The organism is Halomonas sp. THAF5a (assembly GCF_009363755.1).
Lineage (GTDB): Bacteria > Pseudomonadota > Gammaproteobacteria > Pseudomonadales > Halomonadaceae > Halomonas.
The window spans coordinates 120,226-145,531 of record NZ_CP045417.1; the positions used below are offsets into that span (position 1 = coordinate 120,226).

Sequence of the window (25,306 nt, forward strand, 5' to 3'; positions counted from 1 at the left end):
CACACGCGGTGGCGGGTCGGTATCGGCGGCCGTTCGTGCAGGGAGGCTCACTCCCCGAGGCCGATCACGCGAGGCGGGTGCACGCCTTTGCCTGGTGGCCGCCGATGGGCGGGCAGGGCGCCGGCGGGTTCTCCAATAACAAAAGGATGTCGCGGCATGGCCGAAGTCCAGACCGACAGCGTGGCGAAGATCCGGGGCGAGCAGATAGTCGTCGAGGATGTCGAGGCCCTGCGCCAGAGCTACCAGCAGCTCTATATCGCCGTCGAGCAGAGTCCGGCGGCCACCGCGATCACCGACGTCCGGGGGCGCATCGAGTTCGTCAACCAGCGCTTCCTGGATGTGACGGGTTACGCCCGCGAGGAGCTGATCGGCCAGACGCCGGCGATGATCCAGTCAGGCGAGACGCCTCCCGAGGTCTACCGCGACCTGTGGCAGACCCTGAGTGCCGGTCGCGTGTGGCAGGGTGAGCTGCTCAATCGGCGCAAGAGCGGCGAGCTCTACTGGGAGTACGAAGTGATCACGCCGGTGCGCAATGACGCGGGCGAGGTCGTCAATTTCGTGGCGGTCAAGGAGGACATCACCGAGCGCAAGCGCCAGGAGAGCGAGCTGAAGCTGATGGCGACCGCCTTCGAGACCGGGCAGGCGACCCTGATCACCGATGGCGAGATGCGCATCGAGCGCGCCAACCAGGCGTTCACCGATATCACCGGCTATCGGGAGCATGAGGTGCTCGGCAAGACGCCGCGCATCTTCAAGTCCGGACGACACTCCCGCGAGTTCTATGCCGAGCTCTGGGATGCCCTGCTCGGCACCGGCCACTGGCAGGGCGAGATCTGGAACCGCAACAAGTACGGCGAGATCTACCCGCTCTGGCAGTCCATCACGGCGGTCTACGATGACGCCGGCAGGATTCGTCACTTCGTGTCCGTGTTCCACAACATCGCCGAGCGCAAGCGCATGGAGGATGAGCTGGCGCGTCAGGCGACCCGGGACCACCTGACCGGGGTCTGCAACCGGCGCGCCTTCGATGCCGCCCTGCAGGAGGCCGTGTGGCGGGCCGAGGCCAGCGGGGAGCGCTTCTCGCTGCTGATCTTCGATATCGATCACTTCAAGCGAATCAACGATCGCCACGGCCACGACACCGGCGATGCCATCCTCAAGCAGCTGGCCGCTCGCGTGGCGGACAACCTGCGCAGTACCGACCTGCTGGCGCGCTGGGGTGGCGAGGAGTTCACCATCCTGCTGCCCGACACGCGTCGGCGCGGTACCCAGACCTTCGCCGAGCGCCTGCGTGGCCAGATCGCCGAGATGCGGCTGCACGGCCTGCGCGTCACCATCAGCATGGGGCTCACCGAATACCGGCCGGGCGACGACATGGACAGCATGCTGGCGCGCGCCGACGAGGCGCTCTATCGGGCCAAGTCGGCGGGGCGCAATCGTGTGGTGGCCGATGAGGCGGCACCCTGCTAGCGGCCGGCAGGAGTGCCGGAAGCGAACGGAACCATGGATGGAGAGGCGGAGGAGAGGATGAGCAGGGAGCATCACGTGCACCGAGGCGATCGGCTCGCCGCCGCGAGCGGTGGCGGGCATCGCGCCCTGGCGACGTCCCCCGACGCGCTTGCCGCCGGCGTCTTCGAGCATGTCGCCGAGGCGATCGTCATCACCGATGCCGACCATGCCATCCTCGCGGTGAACCCGGCCTTTACCGCGCTGACCGGTCTGCCCCGCGAGGCGGTGCTCGGCCAGTCACCGCGGGAGCTGCTCTTCCCTGGGGCGTCATCGCCCGGCATCGAGGGGCTGTGGCAGGAGGTGGAGCACCACGGCCACGGCAAGGCCGAGACCTCCTATCGGCACCGTGACGGGCGCGCCTGCCCGGCGGTCCTCTCCATCAGCCGCGTATGCGATGCCCAGGGCAAGACCTCGCACTACATCAAGGTGCTCTCCGACCTGGCCGTCCTGGCCTCCTCCGGTCGGCGGGCCGGTCGCCAGGTCTACTTCGATGCCCTGACGGGCCTGCCCAACCTCCAGCTGCTGACGCAGCTGATCCAGGAGTCCCTGCAGCATGCCGCTCGCCATGGCGGCCAGCTGGCGGTATGCGCGCTCGACATCGACCGCTTCAAGCGCATCAACGACCAGCAGGGTCAGGAGGCCGGCGACCTGCTGATCGCCGCCTTCGCCCAGCGCCTCAGCTACCTGCTGCACGGCGACGATATCCTCGCCCGGGTCGGCGGCGACGAGTTCGTGCTGCTGCTGCACCAGGGCGCCGACGACGACACCCTGGAGCAGCTGCTGGTGGCCATCCGCCGGCCGTTCTACCTCAAGGGGCGCTGCGTGCAGGTCACGGCGAGCCTGGGCGTCACCTTCTATCCACAGGACGACGAGGACGGCGACGTGCTGCTGCGTCACGCCACCCAGGCCATGCATCGTGCCAAGCAGCAGGGCCGCGACGGCTTTCACGTCTTCGATACCAGGCTCGACCGCCAGATCCAGGCGCGGGAGGCGGGCCGTCAGCGGTTTGCCGTCGCCGTGGCGCAGGGCGAGCTGACGCTGCACTACCAGCCCCAGGTGGATATGTTCGGCGGCGACGTCATCGGTGCCGAGGCGCTGGTGCGCTGGCAGCATCCGGAGCAGGGCACGCTGGCCCCGGGCGGTTTCCTGCCGCTCATCGAAGGCACGGAGCTCGAGATCGAGCTGGGGGAGTGGGTGATCGAGGCCACGCTGCGCCAGCTGAAGGCCTGGCGGGCGGTCGGGCTCGAGCTGGCGGTGCACGTCAATATCAGCCCCGCGCACCTGCTCAGCGACCGCTTCGGCGAGCGGCTGAGCGAGCTGTTGCAGCGCTTTCCCGAGGTGCCCCCTCGGCTGCTCAAGCTGGAGGTGCTGGAGAGTGCCGCCATGCACGACATGCAGGCGGCCTTGTCGGTCATGCGACAGTGCCAGGCGCTGGGTGTCGACTTCGCCATCGACGACTTCGGCACCGGCTACTCCTCCCTGACGCACCTGCGTCAGCTGCCGGTGGACCTGATCAAGATCGATCAGAGCTTCGTGCGTGACATGCTCACCGACCCCGACGACATGGCCATCGTCGAAAGCGTCATCTACATGGCCAATCGCTTCCGCCGGCCGATGCTGGCCGAAGGCGTCGAGACCCTGGAGCATGCCCGGGCCCTGCTGGCCCTGGGGTGTGCTCGGGTGCAGGGCTACGGCATCGCTCGACCGATGCCACCCGAGCGCTTCCCCGGCTGGCTCGAGGAGTGGCCGAGCCGGCACGAGTGGTCGGCCCTGGCGATGCACCTGAGCGGGCCGCCTGGCCCGGCCTCCTCCCTCGAGGCGAAATGATGTTCGGCAGCGGTCACCGTCAATGCATTGACCTGTATCAAGAAACGAGCGCATCACGCGGTTTCGTATCGCGTCAGGGACGTTTACATTACATCACTTTTTGGTGATGTTGCGGCGAGCCCCTGGCGCGCTGTCCCACGGAGCGAAAGCGAGATCCCATGACGCAAGAGCTCTCCGTCGAGCGCATCATGAACACCGGCCTGCTGACCTGTGCGCCGGAGACTCCCCTGTGCGAGGCCGCGGCCCGCATGGCCGAGCGGCGCGTCAGCGCGATGCTGGTGGTGACGGACGAGCGCGCGGTCGGCATCTGGACCGAGCGCGACAGCCTGTTCGTCGACTTCACCGATCCCGAGGCCGTGAGGCGCCCCATCGAAGGGGTGATGAGCCAGCCGGTGGCCACGATCCATCCCGCCACCCCGGTCGGCGAGGCCGCCCTGCGCTTCAGCGCCGAGCGGCGCCGCCATCTGCTGGTGGTGGACGATGCCGGCCGCCCCCGGGGCATCCTCTCCCAGACCGATCTGGCGCTGAACCAGGGCCTGGAGCCCTACCTTCGCCTGCGCGAGGTCGGCGATGCGATGCGCCAGCGCCCGCTGCTGCTGCCGGGTGACCGGTCGCTGAACGAGGCCGCGCGGCACATGGGGCGCCACGGCTGTGATGCCGCCGTGGTCACCTGCCAGGACGGCGAGCTCGGCATCCTCACCGAGCGTGACCTGGTGCGTTTCGTTGCCCGGCATCCCGGCAACACCGTCATCGGGGAGCTCGCCAGCCGGCCACTGATGACCGTCGACGTCGAGGCGGCGCTGATCCATGCGCGGGACCTGTTGATCGACCAGCGCGTGCGCCACCTGGGCGTGCTCGACGGCGAGGGAGAGGTCGTCGGGCTGCTGGGCTTCCAGGACCTGCTGGCCGGTGCCGAGCACCTCTATCTCGAGGACCTGCGCGAGGCGCTGGAACAGCGCGACCAGGCCCTGTCCCAGTCGCGGCGTCACCTGCAGCTGGCGGAGCGAGTGATCGACGCCTCCCTGGAGGGGATCATCATCACCGATGCCGAGACGCGCATCGAGTTCGTCAACCCGGCCTTCACGCACCTGACCGGCTACAGCCTGGAGGAGGCGGTGGGGCGCACCCCGGCACTGCTCTCCTCGGGGCGCCACGACGCCGACTTCTATCGCGACATGTGGCGGACCCTGCAGGAGTCGGGCTACTGGCGCGGCGAGATCTGGAACCGGCGCAAGAGCGGCCAGCTCTACCTGGAGCTGCTGACCATCACGGCCATTCGCGACGACCGCGGCGAGATCAGCCACTACGCGGCGCTGTTCAGCGATATCACCCACATCCGCGAGAACGAGGAGCAGGTGCGTCGCCTGGCCTACTACGACCCCCTGACCCGGCTGCCCAACCGCCGCCTGCTGGAGGACCGCCTGGAGCTGGGGATCCGCCATGCGCGCCGTTATGGCCAGCGCCTGGCGGTGATCTTCCTCGACCTCGACCACTTCAAGCAGGTCAACGACGCCCTCGGCCACGCCCTGGGCGACGAGCTGCTGCTCAAGGTCTCAAAGCGGCTGCGCGCCCAGCTGCGCGAGGACGACACCCTGGCCCGCCAGGGCGGCGACGAGTTCATCGTGCTGCTCAACGAGATCGAGGCGGTGGAGGAGGTCACCCGGGTGGCGCACCGCCTCGTCGAGTCGGTGAGCGCTCCCTTCGAGGTCGGCGGCCAGGCGTTCCGCGTCGGCTGCAGCCTCGGCATCAGCCTCTATCCGGATGACGGCGACCGGGTCGAGACCCTGGTGCGCCGGGCCGACTCCGCCATGTATCGTGCCAAGCAGGAGGGCCGCAACACCTACCGGCTCTTTCGCGCCGAGATGCACCGCGAGGATCGCGGCCGCCTGGAGCTCGAGACCGCGCTGCGCAACACCGCCGAGACCGGCGCGGGGCTCGGAGTGCACTACCAGCCGCTCTTCGACCGCGACAGCGGCGAGCTGGAGGGCGCCGAGGCCCTGCTGCGCTGGCACCACCCGACGCTTGGCCACGTCTCCCCCGGCGACTTCATCCCCCTGGCCGAGCGCTCGGGGCTGATCCTGCCGCTGGGCGAGCGGCTGATGCAGCTGGTGGCCGCCCAGCTGCGCGACTGGCGGGCCGCCGGGCTCGCGCCGCCGCGGGTCGCCGTCAACCTGTCGGCGCGCCAGTTCTGGCAGAGCGACCTGGTGGCCCAGGTGCGTGAGCTCTACGCCGCCTATGCGCTGCCGCCGGGCCAGATCGGCGTCGAACTCACCGAGAGCGTCCTGCTCGACAAGCACCAGGAGGCGATCGCCACCCTGCAGGCGCTGCGCGAGCTGGGCTGTCGCATCGCCATCGACGACTTCGGCACCGGCTACTCCTCGCTGAGCTACCTGCAGGACCTGCCGGTGACCACCCTCAAGATCGATCGCAGCTTCATCCAGCAGCTCGGCGAGAGTCGCGGCAGCTCGGCCATCGTGGCCGCGGTGACGGGACTCGCCGAGGAGCTCGGCCTGCGCGTGGTGGCCGAGGGCGTGGAGACCGAGGCGCAGCTGCAGGCGCTCTCCCGACATCACGTCAACCTGATCCAGGGCTATCTCACCGGCCGCCCGGTCGAGGCCGCCACCTTCGCGGAGCGCTACCTGGCCCGCCACGGCGCCCCGGCCTGAGGGGGCTCGGGCCGATGCCATCGGAATGTCATAAATCGCTGATATAAATCGGGTCTGGCCGTCCGCCGGCCGCCCGCTTCGCAGCGACAGGACTTCCGATGCGACTTCTCGATCGACTGACCATCCGGCTCAGCTGGAGCCTGGTGCTGATCGCCTTCGGCGCGATCATCCTCGGCACCGGGGCGCTCGGCCTCTACGCCAACCACCATGGCCGCACCGCCTTCGCCGATCTGCGCGAGGTCCAGGAGCAGCAGTCCCGGGCCCTCCACCAGGCCTACATCGCCACCCTTCGGACCCAGGTCGCCATGGAGCGCGCCGCCCACCTGCTCCGGGTGCCCTCCTTCGATCGTCCCGGGCCGATCGTCGACCAGGCCCGGGCCGACATGGACGCGGCCGAGGCGGCCTTCGAGCGCTTCCAGGCCATGGCCGAGGGCGAGACCGCCGAGGCGCTGGGCGAGCGCTTCCATTCGCTGCTCGGGACCGGGCTCTCGCTGCAGCTGATGCTGCTGGAGGAAGAAGATCTGGGCGGCTACGACGCCGGCAAGGCCCGGCTGGCCCAGCTGAGCCAGGCCTTCATGGACGGCGCCGAGGCCTTCTTCGAGGCGTCGACCACCCGCGGCGACGCCCAGGCCGAGCGCTTCAATGCCATGGCGAGCTGGCTCAACCTGGCCCTGGTCGCCGCCCTGGCGGGCGCGCTGGCGCTGGTGCTGGTGGTGGTCTGGGGCGTGCGGGTCAACGTCATCCGCCCCCTGGCACGCATCACCACGCATTTTCGGCGCATCGCCGACGGTGATCTCGCCACGCCGGTGGAGGCCCGCGGCGGCAACGAGATCGGCCAGCTCTATGCCGAGCTCGACGGCATGCGCCGGGCCCTGGCCCAGACCGTCGAGCGCATCCGCCACGGCGGCGGCGCGGTATGGGAGACGGCGGCGCGCCTGAACGAGGGCAATCAGGAGCTTTCGGCGCGCACCCAGCAGCAGGCGGCCTCTCTCGAGCAGACCGCCGCCAGCCTGGATGAGATGACCGCCTCGGTCGCCGACACCGCGGGTCACGTCCGCGAGGCCAACGAGCTGGCCGATCGGGCCACCGAGCGGGCCCGGCGCGGCAGCGAGGGGATGAGCGCCTTCATCGAGACCATGGGGGAGATCCGCGAACGCTCGACCCGCATCGGCGAGATCGTCGGCCTGATCGACGATATCGCCTTCCAGACCAACCTGCTGGCGCTCAACGCCTCGGTGGAGGCCGCCCGGGCGGGCGAGCACGGCCGCGGCTTCGCGGTGGTGGCGGGCGAGGTGCGCCAGCTCGCCTCGCGCAGCGCCCGCTCGGCCAGCGAGATTCGCGGGCTCACCGAGGCCTCCCGGGCCAGTGTCGCGCGGGGCGACGAGCTGTCGTGCCAGGCCAGCGAGGCGATGGAGGCCATCGTCACCGCCATTCGCGGCCTCGGCGAGCGCATCGGCGCGATCGACCATGCCGCCACCGAGCAGCATCGCGGGCTCGACCAGATCAACCGGGCGATGCACCAGATGGGCATCGTCACCCAGCGCAATACCGAGCGGGTGGCCGAGGCGCAGGACACCGCGCGGGCCCTCGAGGAGGAGGCCGAGCGGATGCGGGCCTTCACCGCCCGCTTCTGCCTGCCGGCGCTCGACGAGGAGGCCAGCCGCGACGGCGAGGCGCTGCCCGGCAATGAGGGCGACGGCGTCGGCAGAGCACCCCACGAGCGGGCGGGTCCCGGTCGCTCGGATACTATCGCCGACGAGCCCGCGGCCTGGATGCCCCCGCGAGAGGCCGAGCCCGCCTGATGGAGGAGCCCACCATGCGCAACAGCGCCATCACGCCGGGCCGCGCCGCCGAGGCGATGCTCGATCGCGAGGCCGATGAGCTCGACCGCATCCTGCGTGAGGAGGCCATCACCCCGCTCTTCCAGCCCATCGTCGATGCCGGCTGCCAGGGGATCTTCGGCTACGAGGCGCTGTCTCGCGGGCCGTCGGGCTCGCCGCTGCACTCGCCGGTGACGCTGTTCGACACGGCTCGGCTGACGGGGCGCCTGGTCGAGCTCGACCTGCTCTGCCGGCGCCTGGCCATCGAGGCCTTCGCCGCCCTCGACCTGCCGGGACGACTCTTCCTCAACGTCATGCCGACCTCGCTGCTCGAGGAGGACTTTCGCGAGGGACTCACCCGCGCCTTCCTGGCCGGCGTCGGGCTCTCGCCGGAGCGGGTGGTGATCGAGCTCACCGAGCACCTGCCGATCCACGACTATGCGCTGATGCGCCAGGCCGTGGATCACTACCGGCGCATGGGCTTCCAGGTCGCCCTGGACGACCTGGGGGCCGGCTACTCCAGCCTGCGCCACTGGGCCGAGCTGCGCCCCGACTTCGTCAAGATCGATCGCCACTTCGTGCAGGAGGTCGACCGCGATCCCGGCAAGGGACAGTTCCTGCACTCGCTGCTCGAGGTGTCGCGCAGCCTGGGCTGCCGGGTGATTGCCGAGGGCATCGAGACCGCCGGCGAGCAGCGCTGCCTGTGGGGCATGAACTGCCGCCTGATGCAGGGCTATCACTTCGCACGGCCCGCTCAGCAGCCGCCGCGCCGTCTCGAGCACCCCGCGCCGACGCCGACGGCGGTGTCGGGGGGCGTCGGCGTGGGTGGCACTGCCGCCGCGCTCTGCCGCCATCTGGCGCCGGTGGTCCAGGGAACGCCGGTGCCGGAGGTGGTGGCGCGCTTTCGCGACGACCCGGAACTGCGCTGCCTGGCGGTGCTGGATGCCGAGCAGCGCCCCGTGGGCGTGGTGCGACAGCACGCCTTCCTGTCGCTGTTCACCAACCCCTTCAGCCACGCCCTGCATGCCCGTCAGCCCATCGATGCGGTGATGGATCGGCGCATGCGCGTCGCCGAGGCGTCGATGCCGCTGGAGGCGCTCAGCCGCCACATCACCGGCGCGACCCAGGGCGCGCAGGATGACTTCGTGATCGTCGATGCCGACGGGCGCTATCGCGGGCTCGGCCTGGTGGTCGACCTGCTGCGCGAGATCACCGCCCTGCAGGTGCGCAGCGCCCGCCAGGCCAACCCGCTGACCGGGCTGCCCGGCAACGAGGCGATCAACGATGCCCTGGCGGCGCGACTGGCCGACGGCGGCGCCTTCGTCGCGGTCTATGCCGACCTGGACCGCTTCAAGGCCTTCAACGACGCCTACGGCTACGTCCAGGGCGACCAGGTGATCCTGGCGCTGGGGCGGTTGCTCAAGGAGGTGGTCGGCGAGGCGGGCTTCGTCGGCCATGTGGGCGGCGACGACTTCATGCTGGTGCTCGAGCCCGAGGGCGCCCGGGCGAGCTGCGAGACGATCCTCGCACGCTTCGCCCGCTTCGTTCCGGGCTTCTATGACGCGGCGGCTCGCCCGGGCGGAGGGAGCGGGGGCCCCGATCGGCGCGAGAGCGGCGTACCGCGGATGTCACTCTCCCTGGCCGCCTTTCCGGTGCCGGGGAACGCGGGGCTGACCGCCAGGGAGGTCGCCAACGTGCTGGCCGAGCTCAAGGGGCAGGCCAAGCGTCAGGCGGGCAACAGCCTGTTCGTCGAGCGGCGTGGCGCCGGGGTCATGCGTTGATCACGGCGTCGCGACCTTGCGCCTTGGCGCGGTAGCTTGCGGCATCGGCGCGCCGCACCGCGTCGCCCCCGCTCTCGTCGCCCCGCTGGAAGGTGCTGACGCCGACGCTGGCGGTGACGCGCCAGTGCCTGCCGTCCTGCTCCACGCTGCAGGCGGCGATCCGTGCCCGCAGCGCCTCGGCGATGCGCCGGGCGCGGGGCCACGCGCAGCCCGGCAGCAGCACGGCGAATTCGTCGCCACCCTGGCGGGCGGCGTGATCGCTGCTGCGGGTCACGGTGCCCATTGCGGCAGCCACCTGGCGCAGCATGCTGTCGCCCAGGGCATGGCCGCCCTCATCGTTGACGGGCTTGAAGTGGTCCAGGTCGAAGAGCAGCAGCGCCGAGGGGGTGCCGGCCTGCTCCCAGGCGGCGAAGGCCTCCTCCAGGCGGCGCCCGAAGCCGCGCCGGTTGAGCAGGCCGGTCAGCGGGTCGTGCTCCGCCTCCCAGCGGCGCCGCGCGTCCTCGTGCCGGCGCTGGGTGATGTCGCGCACGGCGCCGACCAGGCCGATGAACTCGCCGTTCACGTGGATCGCCTTGGTGTGCACGTCGAGCCACAGCGTCTCGCCGTTCTCGGCGACATAACGGAACTGGCGCTCGAGATCGTGATGCTCGCGCAGGCTCGACTGCCAGGCGTTGAGCATCGCGTCGCGATCCTTGTCATGGAGACGCCGGGCCCAGGTCGTCAGGCAGATCGGTGAGGAGAGGTTCAGCAGCGCCTTCAGGCTCTCGTTGACGAAGGTCAGCCGGCCGCGGGTATCGGTCACGAACATGCCCTGGGGCGAGGCGTCGAGGATCCCTTCCAGGAAGGCCTCGCGCTCCTGGAGCTCATCCAGGCTCTGCAGGCGCTGATGTTCCAGCTCGTTGAAGACGTCGACGACGCGCCTAAGCTCCGTCATCCGGGTGGGAATCTCCAGCTCATGCCGCTGCCCGAGACTCAGCTCCCTGATCTGCTGGGCCAGGCGCGTCAGCGGCTGCAGGAAGCGCCAGATCAGCCCCCCCATCACCGGCAGCAGCAGGCCCAGGGCCCACCAGGCGCGGTGGGTGATGCGCTGCATGACGCTGGCCAGGGGCGCGAAGGCCTGCTCGAGGGGCAGGTAGACACCCACGACCCATTCGGCGGGCCAGATCTGGCGATAGGCCTTGAGGGCCTTGCCGCCCTGGCCGGTCTCGCCGAGGGCGTCGCCCTCCCAGCCGAGCAGGGCCAGGTCGAGGCCGGGATCGTCCAGCGCCGAGACGGCCCCCGGCAGGCCCCGGCGCTGCTCGGGATGGTAGAGCAGGCGGCCCGAGGCGGTGGCCACGACCACGTGCCCCTCATCGCCCAGGCGCAGGTGCTTGAAGTCCTCGAAGAGCTCGCTGCGCTCGATCTCGACGAGCCCGCCCAGAAAGCCCGTGTAGCGACCCTGGGCATCCCGGACGGGGACCAGCATCATCACCATCGGCTTGCCGGAGACGATGCCGATGAAGGGGTCGCTGACGTGGGGGCGCTGCACGTGGCGCATGTGGCGAGCGTAGGCGCGGTGATCGATGCTGAGGCCGTTGCGGCCGGGGAGCGTCGGCCAGTTGTCGACGATGATGTTGTCGGCATCGACCAGCGCCAGGCCCTCGAAGAGGGTGAGCAGCGCCTCGTGATGGCCCTCGGCCAGGACGCCCGGCGCGGCACTCGGCAGCGCGTCGGCGAGGCGCTCCAGCATCGCCAGGCGCTGTTCGATCTTCTGCGTGATGGCGTTGCGCACCAGCTCCGCCTCGTAGCGCAGGTGGACCCGATTGGACTCCTCGACCAGCAGCGAGCCGGACTGCCAGCCGAAGGCCAGCAGCATCACGCAGAGCACGCCCCATACCGCGGCGACCCCGAGAAGCAGGCGTCCGCGCAGCGAGAGCAGCAGCGCCCGACCGGCGGCTTGCAGAGGCGCGAGGATCTTCAGGGGGCCACCTCTCGGGTCGCTGTGGTCGTCATGATGGGCGTCGTCGTCCAGGCACAAAGCGCACATAGTGCCAGCCTGGGGCGTGTGCTCCAATCCCCGGGGTCATGACTAATTAGTTTTTTCTGTTATTTGGCGCAGCGACGTTGAGTGGCTGGTCCGGCTCAAGTCTCGGCGGACAGCGCCGATAAGCCGGGGGTCGCCGGCACCTGGCACCCGGGCCCGGCGCGGACCATAACCCCTCCACGAGAGTGACCATGCTGACTTCCCTGAGACTGCGCATCCTCCTTGCCACCCTGGCGGTGATCGCCGTGGCGCTGGTCGCCAACGGCGCGGCCAGCTACTTCACCGTCCAATCCCACAACGATCGACAGATCGCCCAGCAGCTCGACTCCGTCGCCAGCGGCAATGCCCAGGCCATCGAGGAGTGGATCGCCGCCCGCGCCACCATGCTCGAGGCGCTCGATCCGGTCGCCACCCGGGAATCACCGATGGACGCGCTGAACCAGCTGCGCGTGTCCGGCGACTTCATGAACACCTACCTCGCCACGCCCCGCGGTGACGTCGTCTTCTCGGCCAGCGAGGCTCCCGAGGGCTACGATCCCCGCGTGCGGCCCTGGTACCGCCAGGCCGTGGAAGCCGGCGAGGTGGTGGTCACCACCCCCTATGCGGATGCCACCTCCGACAAGCGGGTGGTGACCTTCGCCGCTCCCTACTATCGCCAGGGTGAGCTGGTCGCCGTGGCCGGCGGTGACGTGGCCCTCGATGCCATCATCGCGATCGTCGACGAGATCATGCCCACGCCCTCGAGCCTGGCCTTCCTGGCGACTGCCGATGGCACCCTGGTGGCCCATCCCGATCCCGACCTGAGCCTGGCAGCGGTGAGCGAGCTCTCGCCGGCGCTGACGGCCGAACGGCTCGAGGCGCTGCACGCCGCCGAGACGCCGCCGCATGCGGTGCTGGACGGCGCCGACAAGCTGCTGCGGGGCAATACCATCGACGGTACCGACTGGCAGCTGGTCGTGGCCCTGGACGAGCACGAGGCCACCGCCGGGCTTCGCGGCGTGATGAGCGCCTCCGCCATCACCCTGGTTGTGGTCGGCCTGATGGCGGCGCTGCTGCTGGGCACGCTGCTCAAGGTGGTCTTCCGGCGGCTGCTGGCGGCGCGCGATGCCATGGAGAGCGTGGCCAGCGGCAGCGGCGACCTGACGCGACGCCTGCCCGAGGAGGGACGCGACGAGGTGGCGCAGATCGCCAACGCCTTCAACCGCTTCGTCTCGCGCATGGAGACGGTGATGCTGACCATTCGCGACAGCAGCGAATCGGTGCACGTGGCCGCCACCGAGATCGCCCAGGGCGGCCAGGACCTGTCGCGGCGCACCGAGAACGCCGCCTCCAGCCTGCAGCAGACCTCGGCCTCGATGGAAGAGATCACCAGCACCGTGGAGCACACCGCCGAGTCCTCCCGCCAGGCCAACGGCCTGGCCGAGTCGGCCGCCGACACGGCCAAGCGCGGCGGCGAGGCCGTCGATCAGGTGGTGACCACCATGCAGGGCATCACCGATTCCTCTCAGGAGATCAGCGAGATCGTCGGCATGATGGACGGCATCGCCTTCCAGACCAACCTGCTGGCGCTCAACGCCTCGGTGGAGGCCGCCCGGGCCGGCGAGGCCGGACGCGGCTTCGCGGTGGTCGCCGACGAGGTGCGCCAGCTGGCCAGCCGCTCGGCGGACGCCGCCAAGCAGATCAAGGAACTGATCGACACCTCCGCGGAGCGCACCGAGCAGGGTGCCAGCCAGGTGCGCGCCGCCGGCGAGACCATGCAGGAGTTGGTGGCGAGCGTCACCCGGGTCGCCGACGTGCTGGGCGAGATCACCGCCGCCACCGGCGAGCAGAGCGATGGCATCGGCCAGGTCAACGTGGCGGTCAGCGAGCTCGATCGCATGACCCAGCAGAACGCCGCCCTGGTGGAGGAGTCCACCACCGCCGCCGAGCAGTTGAAGGAGCAGGCCAACCGCCTCGCCCAGACGGTGGGCGGCTTCACCTTGAGCCAGCGCTACACGGCGGGGCTGGGCGGCGCCTCCTCCCAGGCCGGTCGCGAAACCGAGCGGGCCTGAGGCCTGTCACTGGCCCGAGGTATAGACCCGACTCAACGCAAGACGCCCGCGGCAACCGCCGCGGGCGTCGTCGTTCATGAGGCCTTCATGTGGCCAGTGCCTGGGCGCGTTGGTAGAGGATGCGAGCACTCTCGATGGCGACGGCCTCGTGGGCGTCCAGCGTCAGCTTCGCCCCCTGGCGCGATGCGCCACTGCGTGCAGCTTCTTCCAACTGCTGCGAATAGCGCCGCATCAGGTGCTCGAGGTTCATGCGGATCATCGAGATCTCGAGCTCGAACTCGATCTTCAGCTCCTCGAGCCGGGCCTTCTCGTCCGCATCGGCGCAGCGGGCGATCCGGCCCTGCAGCGTACTGTCCACAAGGCGTTCGGTGGTCTTGAGCTTGGGGATAAGATCGTAGACGACGTCGCGGGCATAAAGGGTGTCGGCGTGCGGGGTCGGTCCAGGCAAGGTGCTGTGACTCCAGGCAGTCGTGGGTTATCCAGGCCCACTTATCGCCCGCGAATGGCGGAGCTTTAGGGTCCGTCCGGGAGAATCGCGGTGCCCTGTGCGCGTTAACGGATTGGCGCGGACCTTTTTGCTAAAGTTTACCGCGCCACGGCCGATAGTTCGTGGCAGACATCCTATGGGCGCTCACGGAGGGGCTTTCGCATGGCCAGCATCTCATCTCTCGGCATCGGTTCCGGCCTGGACCTCAACGGCCTGCTCGACCAGCTGCGCTCCGCCGAGCGGGAGAAGCTGGCGCCGTTGACGGCCCAAAAGAGCCAGGAACAGGCGAAGATCTCTGCTTACGGGCGACTACAGTCCGGCCTGGACAAGTTCCAGGACGCCGTGGCCGCGCTCAACGACCCCGCGCTCTTCGAGGGGTTGTCGGCCAAGGTACAGGGCGACGGTCTGAGCGCGACCGCCGGCGCCGAGGCCAGCCCGGGACGTTACGAGGTCAGCGTCAATCGGACCGCGACGGCCGGTACGCTGGCGACCACGGCCGCTACTTCCCGAGACGAAGAACTCTTCGCCAGTGCCGCTTCCCTGACCCTGGAGTTCGGCGCTACCTATGATGCGGATGGCAACTTCGACGAGACCGCCCCGGCGCTCAGCAGCCTGAATATCGATATCGCCGCCGGCAGCAGCCTGGAGGACGTGCGCGATGCGATCAACGCCAACGAGGAGGCCGGTGTGGACGCCTCCATCGTCAATGACGGCAGCGGCTATCGGCTGGCGCTGAGCTCTCGGGAGACCGGCGCCAAGGCCTCGGTCGTGGGACTCTCCTTCGATAGCGGCCCGCTGAGTGAAGATACCGCCACCTTGCGACCGGGCAACGATGCCGAACTGGGGATCAACGGCATCACCGTCACTAGCCCCACCAATACCGTGGAGGGCGCCATCCAGGGCGTCACCCTGGAGTTGGACCCCTCCTCCACGGGAGAAACGCTCAGCCTGGAGGTTTCGCGGGATACCGATGGTCTCAAGAAGGCCGTAGAGAAGATGGTGTCGTCCTACAACGAACTGCAGTCTACCATCGGACGCATGACGGCCTATGGCGGCGAAGACAATACCTCCGGCGAGCTGATCGGCGATCGCACCGTGCGCAACATCGAGTCGGACATGACACGCGACCTGACCAGCAGCGTGGCCGGAGGTGAGGTTTCGCTCATGTCGCAGCTCGGCGTATCGCTGAACGAGAAGGGGCGCCTGGAGCTAGACGAGGACAAGCTCGACGAGATCGTCGCGGCGAATCCCGAGCAGCTGGCCGACTTCTTCGCCGGCGCCGACGAGGCCGGCGGCCTGGCCGGGCGCATGGATGCCACCCTGGGGCGTTTCCTGGGCGAGGACGGGCTGATCGCCAGCGCGATTGAAGGCTCGGAGAGCCAGGTAGAAAGCCTCGATCGCCGCTATGTGCGCATGGAGCAGAGCGTGGATCGCACCGTCGAGCGCTACCGCGCCCAGTTCGGCCAGCTCGATGCCATGATCGCCAACATGAACCAGACTAGCAGCTACCTATCCCAGCAGTTCGCCTCCCTGGATGCCCAGCTCGGGCGCGGCTGATCCCCTACCGGCCTGTTGGCCCTTTTGAACCGGCTCATCCGGCGCCCCGGCCCTTGCCTTCGGGGCGCTGTCATGGGTGCATGCCAGTCGAGGTGGACATACTCTCGATGACGACGGCTTTGTGGGTGTCCGGTGTCAGCAGCTGCTACCTGGTCGGCTCTCTTGAGCGGTAGCTTCCTGCAGCAGCAATTGAGATCAGTGGACATGAACCTCATTTCACTAACCTGGCCTTCAGCTCAGTAGCGAGAGCGCGTTCTGGGGGAGCTGATTGGCCTGTGCCAACAGGGTGGTGCCGGCCTGCTGGAGGATCTGTGCCTTGGTCATGCTGGCCACCTCTTTGGCGTAGTTGGCGTCCATGATTCGGGAGCGAGCCGAGCTGAGCTGTGTCTCGACCCTCTGGCTGCTATCGACCACGTTGTCCAGGCGGTTAGTAATAGCGCCGAGGTGCCCGCGCTTACTGTCGACGTAGCCGATAGCACGGTCGAGAGCCGCGAGTGGATTCTTGGGCTTCTTGAGTCGAATTTCCTGAGCATCTTCGACGATGTTGATGATGGTATGTGGCGTGCCATTGGAGACTTCATCACCGTTACCAAAGCCGTTGGCATCCGTGGTCACGCTGACGTTGAAGCTACTGTTCAGGTTGGAAGGGTGGTAGATGATCACCTCGCCATTCCCGTTGATGGTCTTGATAAGTATGTCGTTATCTTCGCTGTTGACCAGCGAAGCGATCTTGAAGCTGCCATATTCGGACTGGCTGTTTGGCAAGTCGAAGTAGTAGTTGCTGTCACCTTCGCTGCCTGAGCGCAGCACGTCATTGTGAACCTCGCCGTCAGCGTCAGTGTAGTTTACTTCCACGTTACGCGGATCGATTGTAACGGTCGTGGTGCCGGAAACTGTCTGCACATTGTGGTCATCGGCCTCGTCGGTGCGGAAAGTAGCATAGGGAGAGCCGTCGATGGCTTGGGCGCTCAGCGCAGAGGGATTGCCATCGCCATCGGCGGAGACCGTAAGCTCGGCGCGGTAGTAGGAGTAGACCCCGCCACCTTCATCCACCTCGATGACGTACTCATCCTGATGACCAGCGTCATTGCGTTCCATCAGGCGGGTAGCGCCAGGCAAGGGATCACCGTTGCCGTCCTGAAGAGCGACCATCTCGCCCGACACGGATATGGCCGGCGTGCGGATAGTGCTGCTGGTGTCGTTCGCCAGCTCCGGGTCGAGGTGGCCCTGGCTGGTATCGGCTTGGAAGGTCAAAGTGGTGGTGGCGGGGGGGCCTGTGGTGGTTTCCTGAATGCTGTTAAGCGCGTAGTAGACGCTATCCCCGTTGTCGCTCTCCGTGGCTCTCAGGTAGTAGTCGCCATCTACCTGAACCAGCTCACCATCGGTCAGGCTGTTGCCGCCTTCATCGACGTATTCGAGCGTGTCGGCGGCATCCAGGTCGTAGCCATTCACGGTGCCGCTGGTGATGGCGGCGGGAGGCGTGTCGGGGCCGGGCAGCGGCGTGGCTGCCTGGCGAACTTCCATGGTCGTGGCGGTCGGACTGCTGTCGTCCACGGTGTATTTCAGCTCGGTTTCATAGTGGCGCACGATACCGTTGGCATCCGTTTCCTCTACCAAGTAGGTGTCGCCATCCTTGACGACCCGGCGTGAGGCACCATCGCTGAAGGCGTTGCCGCCGCTATCGGTAATGGTGATATCGCTCGAGGCGAGGTAGTCGGTAGATAGGGTGCCGGCCTCGCTATAGATCTGTCGGACGGACCTGAAGCTGACTGAGCTGGTGTCGCTGGCGGTATCGTGCTCGGCCTGCACATTGACGTCATAGAGCACCGGTCCCCCGCTGGACACGGCGCTCACATAGTAGCCGGTATGATCGTTGCCGGGATTATCGGTACTGGGAATGCGTTTCAAGTCGTGGTTGCTGCCTCCCATGCCGGCGTAGCTGATGCTGGTATGTGCAGTATCGTCAAGGTGAATATCGCGGGCGCGGCCCATCAGGGTGTTGCGATCCGTGACCTCTCCGTCGATGCCGGCGATGGTGAACTCTTCCAACCCCAGCTCTTCCACGCTGAACCCTGGTGGAGTCAGGTCGATATCCAGCGTCTCACCGTCGTTGGCCCCGACCTGGAGCCCCACTTCGCCTGCGCGACCGGTAAGCAACGGCATCCCGTTGAACCTGGCGTTTTCTGCCAGGCGGTCGATCTCCTCGAGATTCGCGTTGATCTCCGCCTGGATCACATCGGTGTCGCGCAGCTTGAGCGAGCCGTTCAGCCCCTGCACCGTCAGCTCGCGGATGCGCTGGAGGCGCTGATTGATCTGATCGAGGGCGCCTTCGGCGGTCTGCGCGACGGAGATGCCGTCGTTGGCATTGCGCTGTACCTGCGCCTGGCCCCTGATCTGGCTGGTCATCCGGTTGCCAATGCCGAGCCCCGCGGCGTCGTCCTTGGCACTGTTGATGCGCAGGCCGGAGGAAAGGCGCTCCATTGCGGAGCTGAGACTGCTCCGGGCCCTCAGCTGGTGCTGATGGCCCTTCAGGGCCAAGAGGTTGGTCTGAATCGATGCCATGACTGCGTCCTTGCAAAGGCGATGTGTACCGTAGGAGCTTATCGGCAACCTCATGTGCCACTTTAGCGACTGACGAGACAATCGGGGTGTCGACGGCAGCGTCCGCATTCCCCGGCTGTCAACGGTCGTCGCAAAAAAATGGCGGCCTTCCCTAAAGTCCCTCCAAAAGCCGCCGTTAAAGGGAGTAACGGCCAACGGCGCCGTTGTGGCAGGCCCGCTGGGCCTCGGTAACTCGCAGCGGGCCCGCCAATGGAGCCCTCAACTATCGGGAAGGAATCACACCATGTCCGTGATCAATACCAACATCACTTCGATGATCGGTCAGCAGAACCTCCGGGAGTCTCAGAACTCCCTGTCCACCGCCATGGAGCGCCTCTCCTCCGGCCTGCGCATCAACAGCGCCAAGGACGACGCCGCCGGTCAGGCCATCGCCAACCGCATGAGTGCCCAGATCACCGGCCTCAGCCAGGCGCAGCGTAACGCCAATGACGGCATCTCCGTCGCCCAGACCGCTGAAGGCGCACTGAACCAGGTCAACGACAACCTGCAGCGCGTGCGCGAGCTGACCGTTCAGGCGCAAAACGACACCAACTCCGCCGACGACCGCGCTTCCATCCAGGCCGAGATCGACCAGCGTCTGACTGAGATCGACCGTATCTCCGAACAGACCGACTTTAACGGCGTCAAGGTGCTCTCCAGTAATCAGAGTCTTTCGATTCAAGTGGGCGCCAACGACGGCGAGTCTATCGACGTTAATTTGGAAAAAACCACCGCCAACACCCTTGGTTTAGGTGGCTTTAGCGTGACTGGCCCAGTAGACAAGTCGGGAACTGCTGGCGCAAAAGATGTATTCGGTGAGGCTGCGCATGGTTTGGTGACGCTAAATAAAACGAGTAATGCTGCTGTAGCGGGGGCTGCTTTTAAGGCAGCCTATGGTGAATCTACCCAAGTTACCGATACTAAAGTTAATGATTTTTCTGCGCAGCTGGCTAAGAATCTCGGTGTGGCGGCATCTGTTGTAAACGTAACCGCTTCTGATGCGTATGTCGACGACGCTGGTAACTGGTACGCAAAGGTAGATATTGATTCCTCCAAAGGAACTAACACTGTTCAGGCGCTTAATCAGCAAGGTTTGATGACGGAAGATGCTAGTGGTAACAAGGTGCAGTTTGACAGCACCACTAACACCACCGGCACTTATTATGTCGCAATTGATCCGGCTGATGCAGATAACGTGGCAGCCGCTACCGTCAATTTCTCTGAAGACGGCAAGGAGCTTGGCGTCAAAGACCTGATGGGAGGTGCTACAGCCAACCCCATGGAGCAACTGGATACGGCGCTTAATCAAGTCGATGAGTTGCGTTCCGATCTTGGTGCGATTCAGAATCGTTTCGAATCGGCCATCACCAACCTGAGCACTAACGAGACCAATCTCTCCGCGGCCCGCTCGCGCATCGAAGATGCCGACTACGCGACCGAAGTGGCCAACATGACCAAGAACCAGATCCTGCAGCAGGCAGGCACCTCAGTTCTCTCTCAGGCCAACCAGCTGCCGCAGAATGTACTCTCTCTGCTGGGCTAAGCTGAGTCTCCTGATCGCCCTGCTGGGTGGTCGTGAGAAAAATATCTACGGGGCCTTCGGGCCCCGTTTTTGATGGAGTGAACATGCCATGGAAAAACACGATGCCAGCCTCAACCTGCATACCAAGGTGGTGGCACACAAGGATATCGAGGTAAAGGTCAGGTCAGACGACGCGGCGCTGGGCACGCTGCTGGTCAGTAAGGGAAACGTAGAGTGGCTGCCGGCCAACAACCATGTCAACAGGTATCGCTTTTCGTGGGAGAGGTTCGCCAGTCTTATGGGTGAGCACGGCAAGCCTGTAAGAAACAGCTGATACCACCGCCGTTTCGTGGCCAATTCCTTGCTTTGTTCGTTCGCCTGCCCTGCTACCATTATCGCATTTGCCGTTTTTACAGGATAGCCCATGTGCCGCACTGCCCAGCGTTCTGCCAGCAAGCCCTCTCCCAAGCAGCTAAAAGCCATCGACGCCTTGATCCGCCAGGGCCACTTCACCGAGGCCGAGACCAAGGCTCGTACGCTTGTGGAACAGCACCCGAAAAGCGGCGATGCTTTGGGTATCCTTGGCCTGGTGCTGGCCAATCAGACGCGCTACGGTGAGGCGTTGGAAGCATTGAATCGAGGGTTGTCTTGTGCGCCGGGTACGCCAGCCATTCTGGCTACGCAGGGGCTATGCTTGTTTAAGTTGGAGCACCTTGATGCGGCAGTGGAGTCACTTAGCCAAGCGTTGTATCAAGAGCCCCATCGTTTAGCCGCGCGCACTAATCTGGGTAACGCCTATCTGGCGCTGGGTGAGGTAGAAAAAGCTCGAGAATGTTTTGCCGAGAACGTGCGCCGCGATCCGCTGAATATTGGTGCCCACTACAGCCTTTCACAGTTTGTCACATACCACCCGGACGATGCCGTATTTTCTCAGCTGCCGCCGCTGCTGGAAAAGCCTGAGGTTTCCCAAAAAGACAAGGCGACGCTGGGATACATACTGGGCAAGGCGTATTGGGATAGTGGCGAGCCAGACAAGGCATTTGCCTTTTTCCGAAATGCCAATGAGAGGCGAAAACATCTCAAGGGCGATCCTAATCTGCATGAAAAAGACGGTGCCCTAGCTGCTGCGACCAATTTCCCAAGTGAAATCTATGCAAAACTGCAGAGCGGCGGCTTACAGGATGTGCCGCAAGTTGTCATCAGTGGGCTTTCCCGTTCGGGAAAGAGCCTGCTGGAATCACTGCTGGCAGGGGCAGAGGGCATCAAAAAGAGCGGGGAGAATCAGAACCTTCGCCTGTATGTCGATAAGGTGCTGGCGCCTTACGCTGGAGATGTCAGCCAGTACTTGAATGCACTGACGCCGGAAAAATGTCGAGCCGATGCTCAAGGTTACACGGACTTTATAGGCTTCGATGGCAACATACGCATTACCACTCGCCCCATGGATATCTGGGCGTTGGGATTGATCGGCCTGTGGTTTCCCAACGCACCCATCGTGTTCTGTCAGCGCGACGTGTTCGATCTGGGCCTGACAGCGTATTTCAATCAGTACACCGAGGGTAACGACCACACCGAAGACCTCTACACCCTCGGCGAGCATATTGCCTACTACGAGCAGGCCATGCAGCACTGGGCTCGGGTGCTGCCTAACCCCATCCACTGGGTCAGCTACGAGGAGCTGGTGCGCGATCCGAAGGCGGTCTCCCGCAGGCTGCTCAAGGCGCTGGGCAAGCCGGACAACGCCGCCTATGAGCAGCAGGCCGCCCGCCATGCGGCATTCGCCGAGCACCTGAGCCCGGTGCGTTCGCTGGATGTGCCCATGCCCATCCGCCAAGACTTCGTCGGCGTCGCCGAGCCGTTCAAGCACCATCTCGGCCCGCTGGAAGATGGCTACCGGGCCGCCATGGAGGCCAAGGGGCTGCCCGTGCAGCCCATCGAGCGCTTCGATTGGCAATTGAAGGGCCGCCTGGTGGCCATCGACAACGCCGCCCGCCTGCCCCGGGAAGAGAACTTCGCCGAACTGATGGCCACCAACGCCCTTGCAGTGGTGGCCTTCGACCCGGCCAGCCGCGTGGCGGCAGAAAGCGTGGCCGAGGTGGAGGAGTTTCAGCATGTGCCCCACGCGCTGCTGGGTGACGGCAAGCCCGTCACGCTTTACGCCACTCTGGATGAAAACCTGACCGCGCCGCTGGAGCCGCTGCCCGCCGAACGGCTGCCGGAAAGCCTGCGCGGCGGCGCCCAGGTGCTCACTCGCCTGCCCGTCAACACCCTGCGGCTGGACGATATCGAGGGCCTGGCAAGCCTCGACTGGCTGATACTTGACGAGTTGGCCGACGCCGAAGCCGTGCTGCAAAATGGCGAGCGTGCTCTTGAAGAGACGCTGTTGCTGCAGGTAGGTATTGCCTTTGCGCCGACGCACCATCGCCAACCCAATCTGGCTGAGGTCAGCCACTGGGCCAGCCGCCACGGCTTCAGCTTTTATCGCCTGAATAACCCTCAACACCGCAGCCTGCTGCCTGAGCGTGACGACATCGCCCGGCCTCAGGCGACACAGCTGGCCAGCGCCGATGCGCTGTTTATTCCCACGCCCCAGCGTTTGGCGGCGCTGGACGACAACCGGCGCAAGCGCCTGGCGTTTGTGCTGGATACCGTCTATGGCATACACGACCTGCCCTATCAGCTACTGGCCGAAACCGACGCCGCCCTTGCCGAGCGCTACCTGAAGGCCCGGGGCTATGTGGGCGTTCATCGAGCGGTGGATGCGCCGGATATGCCGTCGTTTTTTGCCGTGCGCAAACCTCACCGCGCCGCCGAGCGGGGCCTCGCCGCTGCCCTGGCGCGGCATAACATTCACCGCGCGGTGGGGCTGGCCCAGCAGCTGCTGAAAGAGCACCCGGGCGATGCGGAAGGTCGTTATTATCTGGGTCAGGCGCTTTCGCACCTGGGCCAGCACAGTCAGGCGCTGGCGCAGCTGGTGCCGCTATACGATGAAGCGCCCCAGCTACGTTACGGGCTGGCGCTGGGTGAGGCCCAGTACCGCGCCGGGCACAACAAGGCGGTACGCCGCACTGTCGAGCAACTTGCCGAGCAGCACCCGGAGCACTTGGCCGTGGCGCGGCTTGCGCTGCTGCCGATGCTTGGCAGCCATAAACGCCGGGAGCTGGATGAAGCGCTGACGCGCTGCCGGGCGCTATTGGAACACGCCGACAGCGCCCTGGTAGCCGCTGGGCTTGGCGATGCGGTAAGCGCTCGCGCCGAGCTTTTGCATCTGGCGGCGCGCTTTGAGCAGGCGCTGGCACGGGATGCCGAGGCCAAAACGAGTGCCGTTTCTGTCCATGAGCAGGCGCTCGAGGCGCTTGCCGATCGCCAGGGGCCGCTGCGCGCGCAGGTTCTTACCGCGCTGGCCGCCGCCCAGCATGACGCCAACGAGCCCGAAGCCGCCGTGGAGGCGCTCTGGGAGGCCTGCGCTACCTATCCCTATTCGCTGCATACCGTGGCCGCCTACGACAGGCTGCGCGAGGCGCTTGGCCAAAGCCCTCATACTGAGCACCAGCGGCTGGCGGCGCTGCATAACAAGGTGCAGGAAATCTGGCGCGGTTATCAGGGAGAGCAGCTGCAGTTCAGCTTTGGCGACTTCGGCCTGCCGTACCAGGGCTTCGAGCCCCTGATGCTGCCGGGCACTCGCTCGGCCAGAGCACGCCTGGCCCACTACGGCCTGGAGGCGGTGCTGCCCGAGGGCGCCACGGCGCTGGATATCGGCTGCAATCATGGCTTTTTGCTGCTAGGGCTGGCCGAAAAGCTCGGCCGGGGCGAGGGCTTCGATATCAGCAAGGCCTGCGTCGAAGTCGGCAACGCCGTGGCCGCGCACCTGGGGCATACCCACATCCAGCTGCATCACAAGGCCTTTGACGACTTTGTGGGCAAACAAACCTACGACCTGGTGATCGCCTGCGCGGTGCACCAGTGGATTGGCCGGCCGCTGGAAGACTTTGGTGATGCGCTGGCTGCGCTGTGCAAGCCCGGCGGTATCGTGCTGCTGGAGAGTCAGGGTGCCCGGGATCGGCACCTTACCGAGCCGGGCTTTGTGGATAACGCCACGGCCATCGCCAGCGCCGGTTTCAGCGTGCTGCGCAAGGGCTCTCTGTGCGATGACTCGCTCAACTACCGTGAGTTCTGGCTGCTCAAGCGCCGCGAAGCGTCGGCAAGCGCCAAACCGGCGCCGAAAAAAGCGGCCGGAAAACAGGCCACCCAGCCGTCGCTGCCGCATATGGAAGGCGACGCCACGGTGCTGGAGCCGATGCGCGCCATCTGCAGCACCCTGGCCCGCCACGGTGCCTGGTTCAATCCTGATCTGCGTCTGCAGGCAGATAGCGGCAATCTGGCGCTTTACGGCACCCCGGGCGCCGAACGCGCCAGCTATATGCGGGTGCCGGTGGCGCTGATGCCCCAGTTGGAGTGCTTTGATCTCCATGCCCAGGGTGGCAAGCTCGCCGCCACTCCCAACGGCACGCCGCTTTTGCCTTATCAGCAGGAAATGATGGAGGCCATGCTTGAGCTATACAACGCCACCGACAAGCTCGCCCTGTGGCGCGAAAGCCTGCCGTTCCTCGCCTGGCGACACACGCCTCGGGTGCTCGACTACCTGCTGGCCGCGCGCCCGCTGAACGCCAACCTGAGCCACTGCCATGAGCAGTTTAAGGTCGGCGAGCATGACCAGCTGCTGGTGGACAGCTTCTTTAACTCGCGCAAGTTCGGCGTGACCGAACAGCATCTCAGGGCGCTGGGGGTGAAGGGCAAGGTCAGCCACCGCAATGCGCTGATGCCGCTCGTGGACTGCCTCAACCACCGGCTGAGCGCCGAGGGTTACAACACGCCGCTGGTCGGCGGCAAGCCGACCATGCGCACCTTCCACGTGCCGGACGCCGAGACCGGTGAGCTGTTCGTGCGCTACAACCTCTACGACGCCGTGGACACCACCCTGAGTTACGGCTTTATGGATGCCGCCAGCACATGGCTGGCATCAATACCGGTGACGCTCAGCGTCAGCGGCCAGACCCTCAAGGTGCAGGGCTTGCCCATGCAGCTGCAAGGCCCGCTGCCCGCGGCCTTCGAGGACATTCGTCCCTACATGCCCGCTCTACATCGCCAGGGCGAGCGTCAGGCCGTGGTCACCAAGTTGATGCTCTGCACCGAGAACCCCCACAGCCTGCGCCGCGTGCTGACGTATCTGGTCTACGAGCTGGGCATCGCCCACACCGACTTCGTCGCTCGCCAGCAGGTGGCCGAGCTGGAGCGTCAGCTGATCGAGAAGAACCGCCAGTGGTGGCAGGGGCTGGAGCCGCTGACCGCCGAGCTGGCTCCCGATCACCCCGCCCGACAGCTGTGCCGGCACAGCCTCGAGATCATTCGCCGGGTCGAGGAACAGCTGCGACCGAATTGAAGAGTGAGTGCGAGATACGCTG

Annotated in this window: 13 protein-coding genes; 10 read left to right on the top strand and 3 right to left on the bottom strand. The window is 66.3% G+C overall.

Annotated elements, in window-relative coordinates:
* Positions 1 to 156: 156 nt before the first annotated feature.
* From FIU83_RS00590 to FIU83_RS00610, 5 genes are all read left to right on the top strand, one after another.
* A complete protein-coding gene (locus tag FIU83_RS00590; protein WP_152482271.1) occupies positions 157 to 1,470 on the top strand; it encodes a diguanylate cyclase in 1,314 nt (437 codons plus the stop codon).
* A 57-nt stretch (positions 1,471 to 1,527) separates the two neighbouring features.
* Positions 1,528 to 3,336, top strand: a complete 1,809-nt coding sequence (locus tag FIU83_RS00595) for a bifunctional diguanylate cyclase/phosphodiesterase (RefSeq protein ID WP_152482272.1) — start codon at positions 1,528 to 1,530, stop codon at positions 3,334 to 3,336.
* A 158-nt stretch (positions 3,337 to 3,494) separates the two neighbouring features.
* Positions 3,495 to 6,002, top strand: coding sequence for an EAL domain-containing protein (locus FIU83_RS00600; RefSeq protein WP_152482273.1), 2,508 nt, complete (start codon positions 3,495 to 3,497; stop codon positions 6,000 to 6,002).
* Positions 6,003 to 6,100: 98 nt separating this feature from the next.
* On the top strand, positions 6,101 to 7,804 hold the full coding sequence (locus tag FIU83_RS00605) for a methyl-accepting chemotaxis protein (RefSeq protein WP_152482274.1): 1,704 nt from the start codon (positions 6,101 to 6,103) through the stop codon (positions 7,802 to 7,804).
* A 14-nt stretch (positions 7,805 to 7,818) separates the two neighbouring features.
* The gene (locus tag FIU83_RS00610) at positions 7,819 to 9,603 is read left to right on the top strand and encodes a bifunctional diguanylate cyclase/phosphodiesterase (RefSeq protein ID WP_253939509.1); all 1,785 of its coding nucleotides are present in this window, start codon (positions 7,819 to 7,821) and stop codon (positions 9,601 to 9,603) included.
* Here FIU83_RS00610 and FIU83_RS00615 read toward each other — a convergent pair.
* On the bottom strand, positions 9,593 to 11,629 hold the full coding sequence (locus FIU83_RS00615; RefSeq protein WP_152482275.1) for a diguanylate cyclase: 2,037 nt from the start codon (positions 11,627 to 11,629) through the stop codon (positions 9,593 to 9,595). The genes FIU83_RS00610 and FIU83_RS00615 overlap by 11 nt on opposite strands.
* Positions 11,630 to 11,817: 188 nt before the next feature.
* Here FIU83_RS00615 and FIU83_RS00620 point away from each other — a divergent pair, with 188 nt between their 5' ends.
* Positions 11,818 to 13,677 (top strand): methyl-accepting chemotaxis protein, encoded by a 1,860-nt coding sequence (locus FIU83_RS00620; RefSeq protein ID WP_152482276.1) that lies wholly within the window; start codon positions 11,818 to 11,820, stop codon positions 13,675 to 13,677.
* Between the two features lie 85 nt (positions 13,678 to 13,762).
* Here FIU83_RS00620 and FIU83_RS00625 read toward each other — a convergent pair whose 3' ends face one another.
* The gene (locus tag FIU83_RS00625) at positions 13,763 to 14,125 is read right to left on the bottom strand and encodes a hypothetical protein (RefSeq protein WP_152482277.1); all 363 of its coding nucleotides are present in this window, start codon (positions 14,123 to 14,125) and stop codon (positions 13,763 to 13,765) included.
* 201 nt (positions 14,126 to 14,326) lie between these two features.
* Here FIU83_RS00625 and fliD point away from each other — a divergent pair, with 201 nt between their 5' ends.
* Entirely contained in the window at positions 14,327 to 15,721 is a 1,395-nt protein-coding gene (gene fliD / locus FIU83_RS00630) for a flagellar filament capping protein FliD (protein WP_152482278.1), read from the top strand.
* Between the two features lie 231 nt (positions 15,722 to 15,952).
* Here the strand turns inward: fliD and FIU83_RS00635 are convergent, their stop codons facing one another.
* A complete protein-coding gene (locus FIU83_RS00635) occupies positions 15,953 to 18,283 on the bottom strand; it encodes a flagellin (protein WP_172975994.1) in 2,331 nt (776 codons plus the stop codon).
* 283 nt (positions 18,284 to 18,566) lie between these two features.
* Here FIU83_RS00635 and FIU83_RS00640 point away from each other — a divergent pair, with 283 nt between their 5' ends.
* The 3 genes from FIU83_RS00640 to FIU83_RS00650 all read left to right on the top strand — a co-directional run bounded on the left by FIU83_RS00640 (position 18,567) and on the right by FIU83_RS00650 (position 25,284).
* Positions 18,567 to 19,865 carry a FliC/FljB family flagellin gene (locus FIU83_RS00640; RefSeq protein WP_152482280.1) on the top strand — a complete coding sequence of 433 codons (1,299 nt, stop codon included), beginning with the start codon at positions 18,567 to 18,569 and terminating at the stop codon, positions 19,863 to 19,865.
* Positions 19,866 to 19,953: 88 nt separating this feature from the next.
* Positions 19,954 to 20,178 (top strand): hypothetical protein, encoded by a 225-nt coding sequence (locus tag FIU83_RS00645; protein WP_152482281.1) that lies wholly within the window; start codon positions 19,954 to 19,956, stop codon positions 20,176 to 20,178.
* A 90-nt stretch (positions 20,179 to 20,268) separates the two neighbouring features.
* Positions 20,269 to 25,284, top strand: coding sequence for a sulfotransferase (locus FIU83_RS00650; protein ID WP_152482282.1), 5,016 nt, complete (start codon positions 20,269 to 20,271; stop codon positions 25,282 to 25,284).
* Positions 25,285 to 25,306: the final 22 nt, after the last annotated feature.